Origin of the sequence: Empedobacter sp. UBA2044 (assembly GCF_002333005.1) — a bacterium.
Lineage (GTDB): Bacteria > Bacteroidota > Bacteroidia > Flavobacteriales > Weeksellaceae > Empedobacter > Empedobacter falsenii_B.
In genome coordinates this window covers 24,483-42,246 of sequence record NZ_DDBA01000022.1, presented here as the reverse complement: position 1 = coordinate 42,246, position 17,764 = coordinate 24,483, and the positions used below count along the sequence as shown (strand labels likewise).

Here is a 17,764-nt window from a genome sequence, read left to right as displayed (position 1 = left end):
AATTTCATAAAAATAAAATAGCCACCTCAATGAGGTGGCTATTTCTATTGTAAGCTATTCAAGAATTATTTTTTCTTTTTTGTAGCTGGTTTTACAACTTTAGTTTCTGTAACTACCGCTGTTTTTGGTAATACCTCAACACGTCTGTTTTTTTGGTAACACTCTTCAGTGTTTTCAGTACATAATAATTGAGATTTTCCTAATCCACGAGGAGTTAAACGAGCTTTATCAACTCCACCTCTTTCAGCTAAAATATTAACTAACGCTTGAGCACGTTTTAAAGATAATGTTTTGTTGTAAGCATCTTTACCTCTTTGATCAGCATGTCCGTCAATGTAGAAGTTTTTCGCTTTTAAATCATCAGAATTTAAAATTTGAGCTGCTACACGTACGTCTTCGTAAGAAGAAGGAACTATTTTATCAGAGTTGTACTCGAATAAGATGTTAGATAAACGTTTTGCTACGTGAACTTCTGTCCATGGACATCCGTTATTTTCTTTTGGTCCTTTTTCTGTTGGACAAGCATCATCTTTATCTGGAATACCATCTCCATCTGTATCTGGACAACCTTGGAATTCAGCTAAACCATATTCGTTTGGACAAGCATCATCTTTATCTAAGATTCCGTCTCCATCTGTATCTGGCCAAGGACATCCATTGTTTTCTACTGGACCAGCAACTTCTGGACAAGCATCATCTTTATCTGGAACTCCGTCACCATCTGTATCTGGACAACCTTGGAATTCAGCTAAACCAAATTCTGTTGGACAAGCATCATCTTTATCAAAGATTCCGTCTCCATCTGTATCTGGACATCCGTTTGTTGCAGGATCTCCTGTAGCGATACCTGGAGTATCTGGACATGCATCTTCGTCATCAGGAATACCATCATTATCTCTATCTTGTTTTCCGAAACGGAAAGTAACACCTACTGTGTGTTGGAAGAAATCGAAATAATTGTTTCCTCCGTAAGCTGGTAACCAGTTGTAATCAGAAGCAACATTTAAACCGAAGTTCTTAGTAAACCAAAAGTTAATACCACCTCCTAAAGAAGCTACAAAGTGATTTTTCTCTAAATCTTCTGCTTCAGTAATTTGGTATGTACCTCCATTTTCGTTACCGTAGTAAGCTGTCAATGGAAATTGTAATCCTGTGTAATCGTATCTGTGGTAACCAGCACCTACACGGATATATGGATCAAACCAAGAATCTTCTTTTAAGATATAACCATTAGCTAACTTATAACGTAAACCTAAACCAGCGTTAATGAATAACTCATCTTTAATAGCTAATCTGTTGTTATCAACTTCACCTACAGAAGCAGTTAAATCAACATCAAAAGATCTGTTTAAGTTACGAATAATAGATAATTTAGATAAAGGAGGAACGATATCCCAATTATCTGTTTTGAAATACTGGTTGAATGGTCCAGTCACTGAGTTGTGATCAACTGCGTGAGCACCAACTGTAATTGCCCAAGGATTCTTAGAATTCTGAGCATCTACAAAAGAATTACCCGCTAGGAATAATACTACTGCAGATAATAATAGATTAAACTTTTTCATTATCAAATATTTAGCGTTTTAAATATATTAAATTTTACTTAATTTTATACAATTATAAGACAAATTTAAGAATTCTTTATCATTCTATCCAAATCTCTTTTCAAATCTTTTCCTTTTATTGTGTTTCTTTTGTCAAAAAGTTTCTTCCCTTTTGCCAAATATATCTTCAATTTTGCCAACCCTTTATTGTTTATAAATAGCGTGGTTGCTACAATCGTTAATCCAGTCTCTTTCGTTTTGCGTTCTAATTTTCTCAACTCAGATTTTTGTAATAAAAGTTTTCTGTCTCGTCTAGTTTTATGATTAAAGTATGTTCCCCAATCATATTCGTCAATAAACATATTGACAATATAGAGTTCTCCATCCTTCATTTGACAAAAACTTTCGGTAATCGAAGCTTTTCCCATTCGGATAGATTTTATTTCAGTCCCAAATAATTGGATGCCGGCTTCGTAAGAATCTAATAATTCATACTCAAACCTTGCACGTTTATTCTTAATCGTAACTTCTTTCTGCACTTTATTTTATTCCAATTAAAATTTGTAACTTTGCCGGAAGGTCAAACAAACATCATACCAAAAATTATGTTAAATGTTTCTAATTTATCGCTTCAATTCGGCAAGCGTGTACTTTTCGACGAAGTTAATATAAAATTTACAAATGGCAACTGTTACGGGATAATTGGTGCCAATGGAGCAGGAAAATCTACTTTCTTAAAAATATTATCAGGTGAAATCGATCCAACTTCAGGACAAGTTAGTCTTGAAAAAGGAAAACGTATGTCTGTTTTAGAACAGAATCACTTCAAATATGACGAATATACAGTATTGGATACTGTTTTACGTGGAAATAAAGTATTATACGATATTAAAGAACGTATGGATGCTTTATATGCTAAACCAGATTTTTCTGAAGAAGATGGTATCAAAGCAGGAGAATTAGGTGTCGTTTATGAAGAAATGAACGGATGGAATGCAGAATCTGATGCTGCTACATTATTATCGAATGTAGGAATTGATTCGGATATGCATTATACATTAATGGGAGATTTAGATAATAAAGCGAAAGTTCGTATTTTGATTGCTCAAGCTTTATTTGGAAATCCTGACGTGTTAATCTTAGATGAGCCTACCAACGAATTGGACGTTAATACAATTCAATGGTTAGAGGATTTCTTAGGTAATTTCGAGAATACTGTAATCGTTGTATCGCACGACCGTCACTTCTTAGACGCAGTTTGTACGCATATTTGTGATTTAGATTTCTCTAAATTAAACCTATATTCTGGTAACTATACATTCTGGTACGAGTCTTCTCAGTTAGCTGCAAAACAACGTGCGCAACAAAACAAAAAAGCAGAAGAAAAGAAAAAGGAATTACAAGATTTCATTGCTCGTTTCTCTTCTAACGTTGCTAAAGCAAAACAAACGACTTCTCGTAAAAAAATGATCGAGAAATTAAATATCGAAGATATCAAACCTTCTTCTCGTCGATATCCAGCACTTATCTGGGAACAATCGCGTGAGGCTGGTGATCAAATCTTAGAAGTAAACAATTTATCTGCTTCTGTAGATGGAGAAGTTTTATTTAAAGATGCGAACATCAACTTGAAAAAAGGTGATAAAATTGGTATTTTCTCTCGTAACTCGAAAGCAGTTTCTCAATTTTTCGAAATTCTTTCAGGAAAAGCTCAGCCAGATTCTGGAGATTTTACTTGGGGAATTACAACAACACAAGCGTATTTACCTTTAGATAATACAGATTTCTTCAAAGAAGATATCAACTTGGTTGATTGGTTACGTCAATATACAGAATCAGACGATGAACGTCACGAAGAATTTATGCGTGGTTTCTTAGGGAAAATGTTATTCTCTGGAGACGAAGCTCTTAAAAAATCTTCTGTTTTATCAGGAGGTGAAAAAATGCGTTGTATGTTCTCTCGCATGATGTTATTACGTGCAAACGTATTATTGTTAGACGAGCCAACAGGTCACTTAGACTTAGAATCGATTACAGCATTGAATAATTCTTTGGTTAATTTCAAAGGAACAATTTTAATGGGTTCTCATGACCACGAATTGATTCAAACAACTTGTAACCGTATTATCGAGTTAACTCCAAACGGAATCATCGATCGTTATATGACGTATGATGAATTCTTAGATGATCCAAAAGTAAAAGAATTAAAAGCAAAATATTACGCTTAATAATTTCTTTCACCATATTTCTAAAAATCCAGAAGGTTCTACTTTCTGGATTTTTTTATTCATAAATTATTCTATCTTTGAGTTAGAATTTTTCGCATGATTCAACTTCCTACCATATTACTTTATCTCGTTATTGCATTGATTATTTTTCTAATCATTATGATTACATATTTAATCCATTCATTAAAATCTGAGAAAAAAATAAGTCATGAGCAAACGCAACGTTTAGACAATTTATCTACAAAAGTTGATGAGTTAAAATTGGAGTCATACGAAGCAAAATTGAATCCACATTTGTTCAAAATATTCTCAATTCGATTCAATCCAATGCGTACCAAACCTATTATACGATTGATAAATTAGCTAATGTATTGGATTATATTTTGTACGAAAGCAAAGACAATTTTGTGACGATAAAAGATGAAATAGATTTCACTAAAAACTTTATTGAAATTAATAAAGTAAAAGTTTCGCCTTTGTTTGATTTTCAAGTTAAAACGAAAATTGATGAAACTTCACCTTACTATCAAGAAAAAATTATTTTACCTTTATTAAGTATTGATTTTATTGAAAATGCTTTCAAACATACCGATTTTCAACAAGCCAATTCATTTATAAAAATTATGCTTGAACTGAATAATAAATCATTTCAAATTCAGGTAATGAATAAAATTTCTCCAAAAAATAGTTTGAAAAAAGAAACTGGCGGACATGGAAGTCAATCATTAGAACACCGCTTGAAAATGGTTTACGACGACGATTTCTTACTTTCTAAAACTATTGTACAGGATATTTTTGTAGCCAACTTAAAAATAAATTTACATGAGTTTTACACTAAAATGCATACTAATTGACGACGAAATTCTTGGGTTAAAGTACCTGAAAATGTTGTGTGAACAAATGGAAGACATCGAAGTTGTGAAAGCTTATGTTGATCCTGAATTATTCATTAACGAAATCGAAAATCTTGATTTTGACTTTTGTATTTTAGATATCGAAATGCCTAAAATAAATGGTTTACAAATCGCTAATTTATTAAAAGAAAAACCGTTTATTTTTTCCACTGCTTATAAGGAATATGCTGTTGATGCTTTTGATTTAGACGCGACAGATTATATTCAAAAACCAATCAAAAAAGAGCGTTTACAACAAGCTGTTGACAAAGTAAAAAAACGTTTACAAAATAATTTTTCGACACCAAATAATTTTGTACAATTAAATTCAGACAAAGGAAAAATTTTGTTGCAGTTTAATCAAATTTTGTACATTACAACTTCTAGTGTTGACAGCCGTGATAAAGTGGTTTATTATCAAGATTTATCGTTCTTAATTTTGAAAAATATCACACTCGATGCATTATCAGAAATGTTACCCGAAAAAGATTTTGTCCGCATCAATAAACGAGAAATAATTAGCTTGCATCATATTAAATATTTTCACTCAGACAATGTTACTTTAGATGTTTTATCAAAAGAAAATAAAGAAATTAATTTGGTGTTAAGTGAAGTTTACAAAGCTAATTTTATTGCTCAAATTTCAATTTGATTACAAAAAAAATCCATTTCATTACATTTTACTCAAGTTTAAAAAATATTGATATTTTTCTGTAAATTAATTTCTGACTTTTGTTAAAAATTAACGCCATGAAAAAATCGACAAGAAATTCTATTTTTTATATAATAACCATTCTACTTTGTTCAATCATGATGTATTTTATTGTGATTAAAGCAGAAGAAATGGAAGCTGGGAAACATGTTGTTCATGCTGCAAATGGAAGCAATTACTTCAATGATTTCATCAACAGTATTACACATAATATTGGACACCCTCTTGCTATTTTATTAGCACAAATTGTGACCATTATATTTACCGCAAGAGTTTTTGGATGGATATTTAATAAAATTGGACAACCAACTGTAATTGGAGAAATTATTGCAGGTATTTTCCTTGGTCCTTCTTTCATTGGAATGCATTTCCCAGAATTTTTCGGAGATCTTTTCCCAAAAGAATCATTAAGAAACTTAGAATTTATCAGTCAAATCGGTTTGATTCTATTCATGTATGTCATCGGAATGGAATTAGACCTTAAAGTGCTAAAGAAAAATGCACAAGACGCCATAGTTATTAGTCACGCGAGTATCATTATTCCATTTACACTTGGTTTAGCTCTAGCTGGATTAATTTATATGGAATTTGCTCCAGAAGGAATTAACTTTCTATCATTTGCCCTTTTTATCGGAATTTCGATGAGTATTACAGCCTTTCCCGTTCTGGCTCGTATTGTACAAGAACGCGGGATTAGCAAAACTCGTTTAGGTTCTATTGTAATTACTTGCGCTGCTGCCGACGATATCACGGCTTGGTGTTTATTAGCCGCGGTTATCGCAATTGTAAAAGCTGGCTCATTCATCAGTTCATTGTATGTTATTTTACTAGCAATTGTTTACGTTATCGCGATGGTTCGTTTCGTTCGTCCTTTCCTAAAGAGAATTGCAGACGTACATTCGAGCAAAACAACGCTTACAAAACCTATCATTGGAATCTTTTTCTTGGTCTTAATTATTTCTTCATACTTAAGTGAAATCATAGGAATTCATGCATTATTTGGAGCTTTTTTAGCTGGAAAAATTATGCCTGAAAATGTGAAATTTAGAAATTTATTCATCGAAAAAATAGAAGATGTTTCATTGGTTTTATTACTTCCGCTGTTCTTTGTTTTTACAGGTTTAAGAACACAAATTGGATTATTAGATAGTCCACATTTATGGCAAACTGCGGGAATGATTATTTTGGTAGCTGTAACAGGAAAATTTGTTGGAAGTGCAGTAGCCGCTAAATTTGTTGGGCAAAACTGGAGAGACAGTTTGACCATTGGTGCCTTAATGAATACACGAGGTTTGATGGAATTAGTCGTGTTAAACATTGGATATGATTTAGGTGTCTTAACACCAGAAGTTTTCGCTATGATGGTGATAATGGCTTTGGTCACAACTTTTATGACAGGTCCAGCTTTAGATTTAATCAATTGGATTTTTCGAAAACAAAAGACAGAAAATGAACTTTCTGAAATTAGTCAAAGTCAGAAATATAAAATATTAATTGATTTTCAAACACCTGAAAAAGGTGCTGAATTGTTACGAATAGCTAATAGCTTTATCAAAAAACAAGACGAAAACTCACTTGTTTCCGCAATTCATGTGATGAAAAGTAGCGAAGTGCAACATTTCAATCTTGAAGATAGAGAAGCAGAAATTTTTGAACCGATTATTGAGGTTTCCGAAGAATTACATCAAGATGTAACAACCATGTTCAAAGTTTCTACAGATATGGTTTTTGAGACAATTGATATTGCACAAAAAGGTGATTACGATTTGATGTTGATGGGTGTTAGAAATTCTATTTATTCAGGTTCGTTATTAGGAAATATTTTAGGATTTACGACAAAAATTATCGATCCAGATATTTTGATTGGTCAAGTTACTGGAAAAGAAAACATGTTTGATCATTCAATTTTCAACGAAAGAACGAAACAATTATTGAACAAATCAACAGTTCCTGTTGGTGTTGTTTTGGATAAAAATTTCACAAAAGCTGAAAAAGTTTTTCTTCCTCTTTTCGGAAATAAAGATGCCGATTTACTGAAATATGCACAACGTTTAATCTCGAATAGCGAATCTCAAATTATTATTGTAGACGTGAGCGGTTACACAAAACGTCATTCAGAAGTAAAAGAAATTATTCGTAGTATCGAAAATATTGCTCCAAATCATATTAGTCTTTCGTACAAACAACAACTGGATAAAGAGTTTTTAGATGAAATGGATTTGATGATGATTAGTATGAAAAGTTGGAAAAACTTAATCGAAACAAAAAGTATTTGGATTTCCAATGTACCAACAACATTGATTATTTCGGAGTAAATCTTCTTCATTCAAGATTTATATATTCAATTACAAAAAATAAATCCAGCTTAAAAGCTGGATTTATTACTTTATATTATTCAAATCGATTAAACATCAATTTTTGCATAGTGTGCATTTTTCTCGATAAACTCACGACGAGGCGGTACATCATCACCCATCAACATAGAGAACACGCGATCTGCTTCTGTTGCATTGTCAATCGTTACTTTACGCAACGTTCTGTGCTCTGGATTAAGAGTTGTATCCCATAATTGCTCTGCGTTCATTTCCCCAAGACCTTTGTATCGTTGAATTGTAACTCCTTTACCAGAACCATCTGTAGAAAATTCTGCAGTTAAACGTTCACGATCTTTTTCATCCCAAGCATATTCTGCTTTCGCTCCTTTTTTGATTAAATATAAAGGTGGCGTTGCAATGTAAATATGTCCTTGCTCAATCAATTCTTTCATGTAACGGAAGAAGAATGTCAAAATTAATGTCGCGATGTGAGAACCGTCGACATCGGCATCGGTCATAATTACAACCTTGTGGTAACGTAATTTTGAAATATTAAGTGCTTTCGAATCTTCTTCAGTTCCGATTGTTACACCTAAAGCTGTATAAATATTTTTAATCTCTTCGTTATCCAAAACTTTGTGCGCCATCGCTTTCTCTACATTCAAAATCTTACCACGCAATGGTAAAATTGCTTGAAAATGACGATCACGACCTTGTTTTGCCGTTCCTCCGGCAGAATCTCCCTCGACTAAGAATAACTCAGATTCTTCTGGCTTACGAGAAGAACAATCCGCTAATTTCCCTGGCAATCCGCTTCCTCCCATAGGATTTTTGCGTTGTACCATTTCACGAGCTTTCTTCGCTGCCTGACGAGCTTTTGCTGCTAAAATTACTTTATCAACAATTTGTTTTGCTTCTGTTGGATTCTCTTCTAAGAAATTCGTTAACATTTCTGCCACGATTTTATCAACCGCAGGAGAAACCTCAGAGTTTCCTAATTTCGTTTTCGTTTGACCTTCGAATTGAGGCTCCATTACTTTTACCGAAATCACTGCTGTTAATCCTTCACGGAAGTCATCTCCAACGATTTCAACTTTTTCTTTTGCAAGATTAAAGTTTTCTTCAGCATATTTTTTCAATGTACGTGTCAATGCACGACGGAAACCAGATAAATGTGTTCCACCTTCGTGTGTATTGATGTTATTTACATACGAATGTACATTTTCGTTATACGATGTATTGTATCGCATTGCAACCTCAACTGGAATTCCATCGCGTTCACCTTCCATGAAGATTACTTTGTCCATAATAGATTCGCGGCTACCGTCGATAAACTCAACAAATTCTTTTAATCCTTCTTCAGAATGAAAAGTTTCTGTTACAGGATTTCCATCAGCATCTTTTTCGCGTTCATCAACCAATACAATATTGATTCCTTTGTTCAAGAAAGCTAACTCACGCAAACGATTTGCTAAAGTAGAATAGTTATATGTTTGTACTTCTTGGAAAATTGTATCATCTGGCGTAAAAGTTACTGTTGTACCACTTTTATCAGTCGTTCCAACTTCTTTTACATCGTACAAAGGTTTCCCTTTCGAATATTCCTGAATATATTGTTTTCCGTTCTTGAAAACTTCTGCCGATAAATGGTTAGAAAGTGCATTAACACACGAAACTCCAACACCGTGCAAACCTCCAGAAACTTTGTACGTATCTTTATCAAACTTACCACCTGCACCAATTTTCGTCATTACAACTTCTAATGCAGATTTTCCTTCTTTTTTATGTAAGTCGACAGGAATACCACGTCCGTTATCTTCGACACGAATCGAGTTTCCTTCTAAAATTGTTACCTTGATTGTATCACAGTATCCTGCTAAAGCTTCATCAATAGAGTTATCAACAACCTCGTAAACTAAGTGGTGTAATCCTCTAACTCCGACGTCTCCAATGTACATCGATGGACGAAGACGTACGTGCTCCATTCCTTCTAACGCTTGGATATTATCCGCCGTATATGTGTTATTACTCATAATATGTCTCTAACTTTTTAAAACAAACAAATATAGTGAATTTTGACGAGAAAACCTCTTAAAAAGAACTTAAAGTATTGGATAAAATAACGTTTTAAAATTTAATTTTTGGATTAATTCAATAATTATTGTGTTTAAACTTTTTTACTAAGCAAAACGTGATATAACTCTTTAATCTCTTTTTATTTTCATTTTTTTCTTGATAAAAAAACGAAACAAAAAAATCAAGGTTATAAATCTTTGACTAAAAATTATCAACACTTCGATAATGATTTAAAAATTCACATACGTTCATTAAATCATTTATAACCTACGCTTATTCAATTTTATTAACGTCAAAGCTTTAAATACCATTATTTTTAAACCTTAAAAAAAAGAAAAATAGCTGAATAATTAAAAATCACTATTTGAAAGTTTAAACAAGATTATTGTTAAAATAAAAAACCGAAATCAAATTGATTTCGGTTTTCAAGTATATAATTTCTATAAATTAAATATCTTTCTTTTCTAAATAAACGACTTTCTTCGTTTCGAAGAAATCTTCGTCAAAAAAGTTTTGAATATCAAACAAAACAGCATTTGGAAAACCTGCTAATTCTTCTGTCAAATCACCTCCTTTTAGATATAATAAGCCATTAGGAAAAGGATTAATCGCTTCTTTTTTAAATTTTCCTCGAATCCATTCTGCGAATCTTGGCATTGCTGTCACCGCACGAGAAACCACAAAATCGTATTTATCTGTTAATTCTTCGGCACGTTTTTGTTCTGCTTTTACGTTCGTCAAACCTAAACCGTCAGCCACACCTTTTACAACCTTGATTTTTTTTCCGATAGAATCTACCAAATGAAACTGAACATTCGGAAACAAAATTGCCAACGGAATTCCTGGTAAACCACCTCCAGTTCCTACATCCAGAACAGAAGAACCATCTGCAAATTCCATCACTTTTGCAATCGCTAAAGAATGTAAAATATGGTTCGTATAAATTTCATCAATATCTTTTCGAGAAACAACATTGATTTGATCGTTCCATTCTTTGTACAAATCACCAACTTTCGAAAATTGTTCGATTTGTTTTTCCGTTAAATCAGGAAAATATTTTAAAATTAAATCAATCATTGCTTAAATAATTTCTGAAACTCGCTGACAAACGTAATCTAACAACTTTGTATCGTCTTCTGTAAACGGATTAATTTTATGCGAATCGATATCAATTTGACCAATATTTTCTCCATTTTTGAAAATTGGAACAACAATTTCAGCTTTCGTTTCTATTGAACAAGCCAAATAATTATCTTGTGCATAAACGTCTGGCACAACAAAAGTTTCGTTAGATTCTGCCACTTGCCCACAAATTCCTTTACCATAAGGAATTATTGTATGATCGGTAGCTGCACCAACATAAGGTCCAAGTTTTAGTTCATTTTTATCTCCATTCTTGAAATAAAATCCCACCCAATTATAGTATTCAACTTCGTCACTCAACAATTGACAAATCTTTTGTAATCTATCTTCCGTAGAAATTGCGCTATCAATTATGACATCCACGCGTTTATGTAAATCTTGCATTTTGTTACTTCTAAAAAAGCAAATTTATTGATTAATCATAACTTAATCAAAAGTTGACGTTTTTCATTTATATTTGTTCAAGATTTTTTAACCAAATGAAAGAATTTAAACCTTTATTGTTATTCCTTGCACGTTTTTTAGGAACTTACATTATTTTAAGTTTAGCTTATAAATTGTATTTGGATCAATATTTACCGCACAATAACCCTGATCCGTTTACAAAATTAACGTCAGATGTAACAGCTTTTGGCTTGAACAAATGTGGTTTTTTTACTTTTTCTAATATTGAAGAAAATCAGCCTTGGATGCGTTTGGTAATGGACGGACAAGTGGCGTCTATTGTAAATGAAGGTTGTAATGCGATTTCTATTTTGATAATTTTCATAGCGTTTATCGTTGCTTTTTACACGAATTTCAAACAAACTTTTTTGTTTATTTTGTCTGGTTTAGCAATTCTTTTTGTGATGAATATTTCGAGAATTATGTTGTTAAATTATATTTTTAGATACCACGCAGAATATGGTAAAATGGCGCACGATTATCTATTCCCTGCAATTATTTATGGTTCAATCGTGATTCTTTGGATTGTTTGGATCAAATTTTTTGTAACAAAATACAATAAGCAAAATGCTAAATAAATATTTACGTTATGCAATTGCAGTTTTACTTGTTTTTGGATTAATATTAGTCCGAAAATTTGAAGATATTTTATTTTATGATCCTTTCTTAGAATACTTTCATTTTGTTGGACATTCAAAATTTCCTGAAATTGATTTACCAAAATTAAACGCAAGTCTGATGGTTCGCTATCTAATTAATACATTATTAACGGTATTAATTGTTTGGTTTATTTTCTGGAAAAAAAGTTACGTTAAATTCTCTATCATTATTATGATTATCGGATTAATCGTTCTTTTACCAATCTATAATTATTTGATTTCAACACATTTTTCATCAGGCGAAATGGTTTTATTTTATGTGAGAAGATTTCTCATTCAGCCCATGTTTTTATTAATTTTAGTTCCTTGTTTTTATTACCAAGAAATACAACATAAAAAAACGGTCGAAAATTAATTTTCGACCGTTTTTTATTTTTTATTTTGACTTTGAAAAATATCTTCCAAAAATTTTATTTTTTCTTCTTCAGACATCGGTTTTTCTCCATTATCATTTAAAGTAATCCCTGTTAATTTATTATTACGAACCGAAAATAATAAATATGAATTTAAATCTATATTTCCTTTTACTTTCTCCTTAAATATTCTCCAAATTATATAATTAGAGTTTCTCTTTAATTCTGATACTAATACTTTTTCTCCGGTTTTCCAATAATCAGTCTCCCATTTATAATATTTCTCTAAAAGTTCACTTTCAGACAAACCTGTTTCATAAAATTCATATTTTTCTGGTTTCGCTACGACAATCATTAAGCTAACATCGGTTTTCTTATTAACAAAATGATATTGACTTGAACTTTTAAGTTGTCCTTTATGTTCCCATTTTCCAGGGAATTCAAAATATTCTTCATTAATGATATAATGAGAAACTTTTTGAGCATTAACAAAATTTGAAAAAAATAATATTACAAAAAGAAATGTAATTTTTAAAAAACTATTTGCTTTCATAATTACAATCCCGATTCTTCTTTTTCTTGTTGCGCATCTAACTTTGCTTGCTCTTTTGCAGCTGCTTCTTGTGCTTTTTGTTCTGCAACTTTACGTTTTTCTTCGTTTGCAATTTCTGCATTCGCTTTGTTCACTGCTTTGTATTTGTACAACCAACCTAAGAATCCACCAAGTATAAATCCAACTCCAGCACCTCCTGTTATTCCGACTAAAAATTCTTTGTCCGCAAATAATCTTGAGATATCTAAATTTGTAAAATAGTACATTGCAACGCTAATCGCAATCAACAAAAATCCAATAAAAGTAGAATAGGTCATCGTTATATGTTTTTAAAATAAATCTTGTAACATTCTTTGGCGAACAGCTTCGTACAAAATCGCTCCAGCCGCAACCGAAACATTCAGTGAAGCAGTTTGTCCAGCCATAGGCAATTTAATAATTTTATCCGAAATTTTAATAATAGAATCCGAAACTCCATCTTCCTCACTTCCCATCACAATAGCTGCAGGAACAGAGAAATCTGCATCATAAATAAATTCTGCTGATTTTTCAGAAGCACTAAAAATTGAGATTCCAGCCGATTGTAAATATTTAATAACATTCACTAAATTTCCTTCTTTACAAACCGGAATATTGTACAACGCTCCTGTCGAAGTTTTGATCGCATCTGCATTTACAGAAGCCGAACCTTTTGCTGGAATAATAATTGCATCAACACCAACACATTCTGCTGTACGAGCGATTGCACCAAAATTACGAACATCAGAAACACGATCTAAAATCAAGATAAAAGGTGTTTTTCCTTGTTCCCAAATTTGAGGTAATACATTTTCGATTGAATCAAATTCGATTGGCGAAATAAATGCATAGACTCCTTGGTGATTTTTTCCTGTAAAACGATTTAGTTTTTCTACAGGTACATAACTTACAGGAATTTCATATTCAGTGATTAATTTTCTCAATTCAGAAAAAATTTCACCTTGTAAACCTTTTTGAATAAAAATTTTGTCGATTGTTTTCCCTGCTTCAATCGCTTCTATTACTGGTCTTAAACCAAAAATTCCCGCTTCGTTTTTCATAAGTGCAAAGATAAAAAATTATACGTAACTATTTACCTATCCTTCTCTTCAATTGTTGTAAATAATTTGGAAAGCTCATATACAACATGCAACCAATAACAATTAGCGAAATCATTGAGATTAAATTTAGTTTGATATGAACAATTTTTGACACAAAAACAACCACCAAAACAACATTAAATAAAGTTTGGAAATAAAAATGTTGCGCAATTTTTCGTCCAAAATCTGATTTGCTATACGAAGCAAAAAACATAAAAAGCACTAAAATTGTAAAAATTAAACTAATTTTCATTCTAAAAAAAATCACTAAATTTGAAAGGTTAAATATACTCAAAATGCAACAATATCACGATTTATGTAAAAAGGTTTTAGCAGAAGGCGCTTTTAAAGAAGACAGAACGGGAACAGGAACTAAAAGTATTTTTGGTTACCAAATGCGTTTCGATTTGTCGAAAGGTTTCCCTTTGGTGACGACTAAAAAATTACATTTAAAATCGATTATCTACGAATTGTTGTGGTTTTTGAAAGGTGATACGAATATCAAATATTTAACAGATAATGGTGTAAGAATATGGAACGAATGGGCTGACGAAAATGGTGATTTAGGTCCTATTTATGGTCATCAATGGCGTTCATGGGGGAAACCAAATGGAGAAGTTGTTGACCAAATTAAAGTTGCGATTGATCAAATAAAAAATAATCCTGATTCACGTAGAATTATAGTTTCTGCTTGGAATGTTGGAGAATTAGATCAAATGGCTTTAGCTCCATGTCATGCATTTTTTCAGTTTTATGTGAATGATGGAAAATTATCGTTGCAATTGTATCAACGTAGTGCAGATATTTTCTTAGGTGTTCCATTCAATATTGCGTCATATGCGTTATTACAAATGATGGTTGCACAAGTTTGTGATTTAGAAGTCGGCGATTTTGTGCATACTTTTGGAGATGCACATATTTACAAAAATCATTTTGAACAAGTTGAACTACAATTAACACGCGAACCTTTTCCTCTTCCAACAATGAAAATCAATCCGAATGTAAAGGATATTTTTGATTTTACATACGAAGATTTCGAATTAGAAAATTATCAAGCTCATCCTCACATCAAAGGAATTGTAGCAGTTTAATCATAAAAAAACACTTAAAGTCTCCAAATTGGAGGCTTTTTTTGTAACTTTTCGAGAAAATTATCAACCAATAGAAATAAATTTTTACGATGAAAAAACGAATCCTTTGGCTTTCATCAGCCTTTATTATATCAAGTCTTACTTATGCGCAAGTAATGACGCCACCGCCGAGTTATAACGAAAACCAAACGAACAAATTAGATATTTATCGTGCAGAAGCAGAACGAATTAATAATCTTGTTCATACCAAATTGGATCTTAAATTTGATTATGCAAAAGAGCACGTTTTAGGTGAAGCTTGGGTAACATTGAAACCACATTTCTATGCTACAAACAAAGTTACATTAGACGCAAAAGCAATGTTGATTAGCGAAGTCGCTTTGGTAAATGGTGCTACAAAAAAAAAATTAAATTATAAATACGATGATTTACAATTAGTCATCGATTTGGATAAAGAATACAAAAAAGATCAAGAATATACACTTTACATCAAGTATACAGCGCGTCCAAACGAAGTAAAACAAGAAGGAAGTGCGGCCATAAACGATGCAAAAGGTGTTTATTTTATCAATGCAAAAGGTGAACGACCAAATTATCCAACTCAAATTTGGACACAAGGCGAAACTGAATCTTCTTCTTGTTGGTTCCCGACAATTGATAAAACGAATCAAAAAACTTCACAAGAAATCACGTTAACATATCCTGATAAATATGTTTCATTATCAAATGGAACAATGAAATCTTCGAAGAAAAATTCGGACGGAACAAAAACTGATTATTGGAAATTTGATAAAAAACATGCGCCATATTTATTCTTTTTCGGGATTGGAGATTACGCAGTCATCAATGATAAATGGAAAAATATCAATGTTGATTATTACGTAGAACCAGAATATAAAGATGTTGCAAAGCAAATTTTTGGTAATACACCAGAAATGATTCAGTTCTTTTCTGATAGATTAAACTATCCTTATCCTTGGGATAAATATGCACAAATGACGGCTCGCGAATATGTTTCTGGAGCTATGGAAAATACAACAGCTTCTTTATTTCATGATGGTGTTCAGCAAAAAGCTGGTCAATTAGTCGATGAAAACACTGCTGAATATGTTATTGCGCACGAATTATTTCACCATTGGTTTGGAGATTTAGTTACGGCTGAAAGTTGGGGAAATTTAACAGTGAATGAATCGTTTGCTAATTATTCTGAATATTTATGGTTTGAATATAAATACGGAAAAGAGAAAGCGGATGAGCATCGTTACAACGAAATGTTTGGTTATAAACAAGGCGATGGACCAACGAAAAATTTGGTTCGAGTTCATTACAATTCTCGCGAAGACATGTTTGATGGTGTTTCGTACAACAAAGGTGGAATTATCTTACATATGTTGAGAAACTTCTTAGGAGATGATGCTTTCTTCAAAGGTTTGAACAAATATTTGAAAGATAATGAATACGGAAAAGCTGAATCTACTCAATTACGATTGGCTTTGGAAGAAGTTTCTGGTCGTGACTTAAATTGGTTTTTCAATCAATGGTATTACGAAAATGGTCATCCAAAATTAACAGTTGTTTCAGATTATTCTTCAGCAAATAAAAAAATAAAAGTTGTTGTTCGTCAAGATGCTTCAAAATTATTTGAATTTCCTTTTGCGATTGATATTGTCGAAAATGGAAAAACAACGCGTCAACAAGTTTGGGTTCCAAAACAAGCCGAAACTGTTTTCGAATTTGCAGCAAACCAAAAACCTGATGTCGTTATTCCAAATGCGGATCAAGTTTTATTAGCAGATATCGACGATAAAAAACCTGTTGAAGATTTTATTGCGCAATACAAAGCTGGAAAAGGAAATTACACGACACGTTTATTAGCGATTGAAGCAATGGCAAATGCGCAAGCAACTAATCCAAAAGCGGCTGATGCCTTGGTTAATGCTTTAGATGATTCATTTGATGGATTAAGAATTTATGCGATTCATAAATTGGACACAAAATCAAAAACGATTGTTGATAAAGCTTCATCAAAATTAAAACAATTGGCTTCTAATGATCCTAAAACATTGGTTCAAGCGGCTGCTTTAAGTGCTTTGAATGATGCCAATATTTATGATGTAGCAATTTTCGAGAAAGCTTCAAAAAGCCCTTCATTTAGTGTTCAAGGAGCCTCGTTAACTGGAATCTTAAAAAATAATCCTTCAAAAATTAATGATTTAACAACTAATCTTGATAATGAAGTGATTAAAGGTTCACCAGATTTAGCAATGGCATTAGTTCCGACTTGGATCAAAAATAATCAATTGGATAAAGCTGCTTTAATTTCGGAATCTGCTGCGATGTATGAATTCGTAAAATTCCAAGATCCAGAAAAAGGAAAAATTGCTGAACAAGCTTTCAATTGGATTATGAACAATGACACACCAGATGCAACGGCTGAAATTGCTAAAACATATTCGCGTTATTATCCATATTTGAAAGAACAAAATCCACAAGCAGGACAAGCTGTGAAAATGATGGCTGAAAAAGCATTGCAAGTAAAAACGAATGCTGCAAAAACAATTAAATCAGCAACTATTGCAAAACAAGTGGAGCAATTACAAGATGCTATAAATAAAATGAAATAATTCACTAAAAT

Annotated in this window: 18 protein-coding genes; 9 read left to right on the top strand and 9 right to left on the bottom strand. The window is 32.2% G+C overall.

The features are described from left to right. Positions 1-65 precede the first annotated feature (65 nt). Positions 66-1,565, bottom strand: coding sequence for an OmpA family protein (locus B4E59_RS03340; protein ID WP_291047221.1), 1,500 nt, complete (start codon positions 1,563-1,565; stop codon positions 66-68). A 65-nt stretch (positions 1,566-1,630) separates the two neighbouring features. Beyond that, complete coding sequence (gene smpB / locus B4E59_RS03335) at positions 1,631-2,083, bottom strand: SsrA-binding protein SmpB (protein ID WP_038332657.1); 453 nt, start codon at positions 2,081-2,083, stop codon at positions 1,631-1,633. A gap of 66 nt (positions 2,084-2,149) precedes the next feature. Between smpB and B4E59_RS03330 the strand changes: the two genes are divergently transcribed. From B4E59_RS03330 to B4E59_RS03310, 5 genes are all read left to right on the top strand, one after another. Beyond that, positions 2,150-3,772 (top strand): ABC-F family ATP-binding cassette domain-containing protein, encoded by a 1,623-nt coding sequence (locus tag B4E59_RS03330; protein ID WP_038332655.1) that lies wholly within the window; start codon positions 2,150-2,152, stop codon positions 3,770-3,772. Positions 3,773-3,868: 96 nt separating this feature from the next. Continuing rightward, positions 3,869-4,135 carry a hypothetical protein gene (locus B4E59_RS03325; RefSeq protein WP_291047219.1) on the top strand — a complete coding sequence of 89 codons (267 nt, stop codon included), beginning with the start codon at positions 3,869-3,871 and terminating at the stop codon, positions 4,133-4,135. Next, on the top strand, positions 4,033-4,626 hold the full coding sequence (locus B4E59_RS03320; protein WP_349676116.1) for a histidine kinase: 594 nt from the start codon (positions 4,033-4,035) through the stop codon (positions 4,624-4,626). The genes B4E59_RS03325 and B4E59_RS03320 overlap by 103 nt, the downstream gene beginning before the upstream one ends. 31 nt (positions 4,627-4,657) lie before the next feature. Beyond that, the gene (locus B4E59_RS03315) at positions 4,658-5,317 is read left to right on the top strand and encodes a LytR/AlgR family response regulator transcription factor (RefSeq protein ID WP_291047217.1); all 660 of its coding nucleotides are present in this window, start codon (positions 4,658-4,660) and stop codon (positions 5,315-5,317) included. A 98-nt stretch (positions 5,318-5,415) separates the two neighbouring features. After that, complete coding sequence (locus B4E59_RS03310) at positions 5,416-7,692, top strand: cation:proton antiporter (protein WP_291051268.1); 2,277 nt, start codon at positions 5,416-5,418, stop codon at positions 7,690-7,692. A gap of 89 nt (positions 7,693-7,781) precedes the next feature. Here B4E59_RS03310 and gyrB read toward each other — a convergent pair whose 3' ends face one another. From gyrB to B4E59_RS03295, 3 genes are all read right to left on the bottom strand, one after another. Then, positions 7,782-9,725, bottom strand: a complete 1,944-nt coding sequence (gene gyrB, locus B4E59_RS03305) for a DNA topoisomerase (ATP-hydrolyzing) subunit B (protein ID WP_125349786.1) — start codon at positions 9,723-9,725, stop codon at positions 7,782-7,784. Between the two features lie 490 nt (positions 9,726-10,215). Next, positions 10,216-10,842: a 16S rRNA (guanine(527)-N(7))-methyltransferase RsmG gene (gene rsmG, locus B4E59_RS03300; RefSeq protein ID WP_125349806.1), complete on the bottom strand. Its 627-nt coding sequence runs from the start codon at positions 10,840-10,842 to the stop codon at positions 10,216-10,218. A 6-nt stretch (positions 10,843-10,848) separates the two neighbouring features. After that, a complete protein-coding gene (locus B4E59_RS03295; RefSeq protein WP_038332644.1) occupies positions 10,849-11,295 on the bottom strand; it encodes an XrtF-associated fRMsr-like GAF protein in 447 nt (148 codons plus the stop codon). A gap of 95 nt (positions 11,296-11,390) precedes the next feature. On the opposite strand from B4E59_RS03295, the gene xrtF reads away from it, so the two are divergent. Together xrtF and B4E59_RS03285 are read left to right on the top strand one after the other, a co-directional pair. Further along, positions 11,391-11,933 carry an exosortase family protein XrtF gene (gene xrtF, locus B4E59_RS03290; protein ID WP_291051265.1) on the top strand — a complete coding sequence of 181 codons (543 nt, stop codon included), beginning with the start codon at positions 11,391-11,393 and terminating at the stop codon, positions 11,931-11,933. Continuing rightward, the gene (locus B4E59_RS03285; protein WP_125349788.1) at positions 11,923-12,369 is read left to right on the top strand and encodes an exosortase F system-associated membrane protein; all 447 of its coding nucleotides are present in this window, start codon (positions 11,923-11,925) and stop codon (positions 12,367-12,369) included. The genes xrtF and B4E59_RS03285 overlap by 11 nt, the downstream gene beginning before the upstream one ends. Positions 12,370-12,383: 14 nt before the next feature. On the opposite strand, the gene B4E59_RS03280 is transcribed toward B4E59_RS03285, so the two are convergent. Genes B4E59_RS03280 through B4E59_RS03265 form a run of 4 tightly spaced genes read right to left on the bottom strand, consistent with a single transcriptional unit; the run spans position 12,384 to position 14,291 of the window. Further along, the gene (locus B4E59_RS03280) at positions 12,384-12,920 is read right to left on the bottom strand and encodes a hypothetical protein (RefSeq protein ID WP_286495525.1); all 537 of its coding nucleotides are present in this window, start codon (positions 12,918-12,920) and stop codon (positions 12,384-12,386) included. A gap of 2 nt (positions 12,921-12,922) precedes the next feature. Further along, complete coding sequence (locus tag B4E59_RS03275; RefSeq protein ID WP_219034412.1) at positions 12,923-13,237, bottom strand: hypothetical protein; 315 nt, start codon at positions 13,235-13,237, stop codon at positions 12,923-12,925. 12 nt (positions 13,238-13,249) lie between these two features. Beyond that, the gene (gene rlmB / locus B4E59_RS03270) at positions 13,250-13,999 is read right to left on the bottom strand and encodes a 23S rRNA (guanosine(2251)-2'-O)-methyltransferase RlmB (RefSeq protein ID WP_219034413.1); all 750 of its coding nucleotides are present in this window, start codon (positions 13,997-13,999) and stop codon (positions 13,250-13,252) included. 28 nt (positions 14,000-14,027) lie between these two features. After that, entirely contained in the window at positions 14,028-14,291 is a 264-nt protein-coding gene (locus tag B4E59_RS03265; RefSeq protein WP_221854513.1) for a hypothetical protein, read from the bottom strand. 43 nt (positions 14,292-14,334) lie between these two features. Here B4E59_RS03265 and B4E59_RS03260 point away from each other — a divergent pair, with 43 nt between their 5' ends. Continuing rightward, the gene (locus B4E59_RS03260; RefSeq protein ID WP_180905207.1) at positions 14,335-15,129 is read left to right on the top strand and encodes a thymidylate synthase; all 795 of its coding nucleotides are present in this window, start codon (positions 14,335-14,337) and stop codon (positions 15,127-15,129) included. A gap of 89 nt (positions 15,130-15,218) precedes the next feature. Beyond that, positions 15,219-17,753 carry a M1 family metallopeptidase gene (locus B4E59_RS03255; RefSeq protein ID WP_286495522.1) on the top strand — a complete coding sequence of 845 codons (2,535 nt, stop codon included), beginning with the start codon at positions 15,219-15,221 and terminating at the stop codon, positions 17,751-17,753. Positions 17,754-17,764 lie beyond the last annotated feature (11 nt).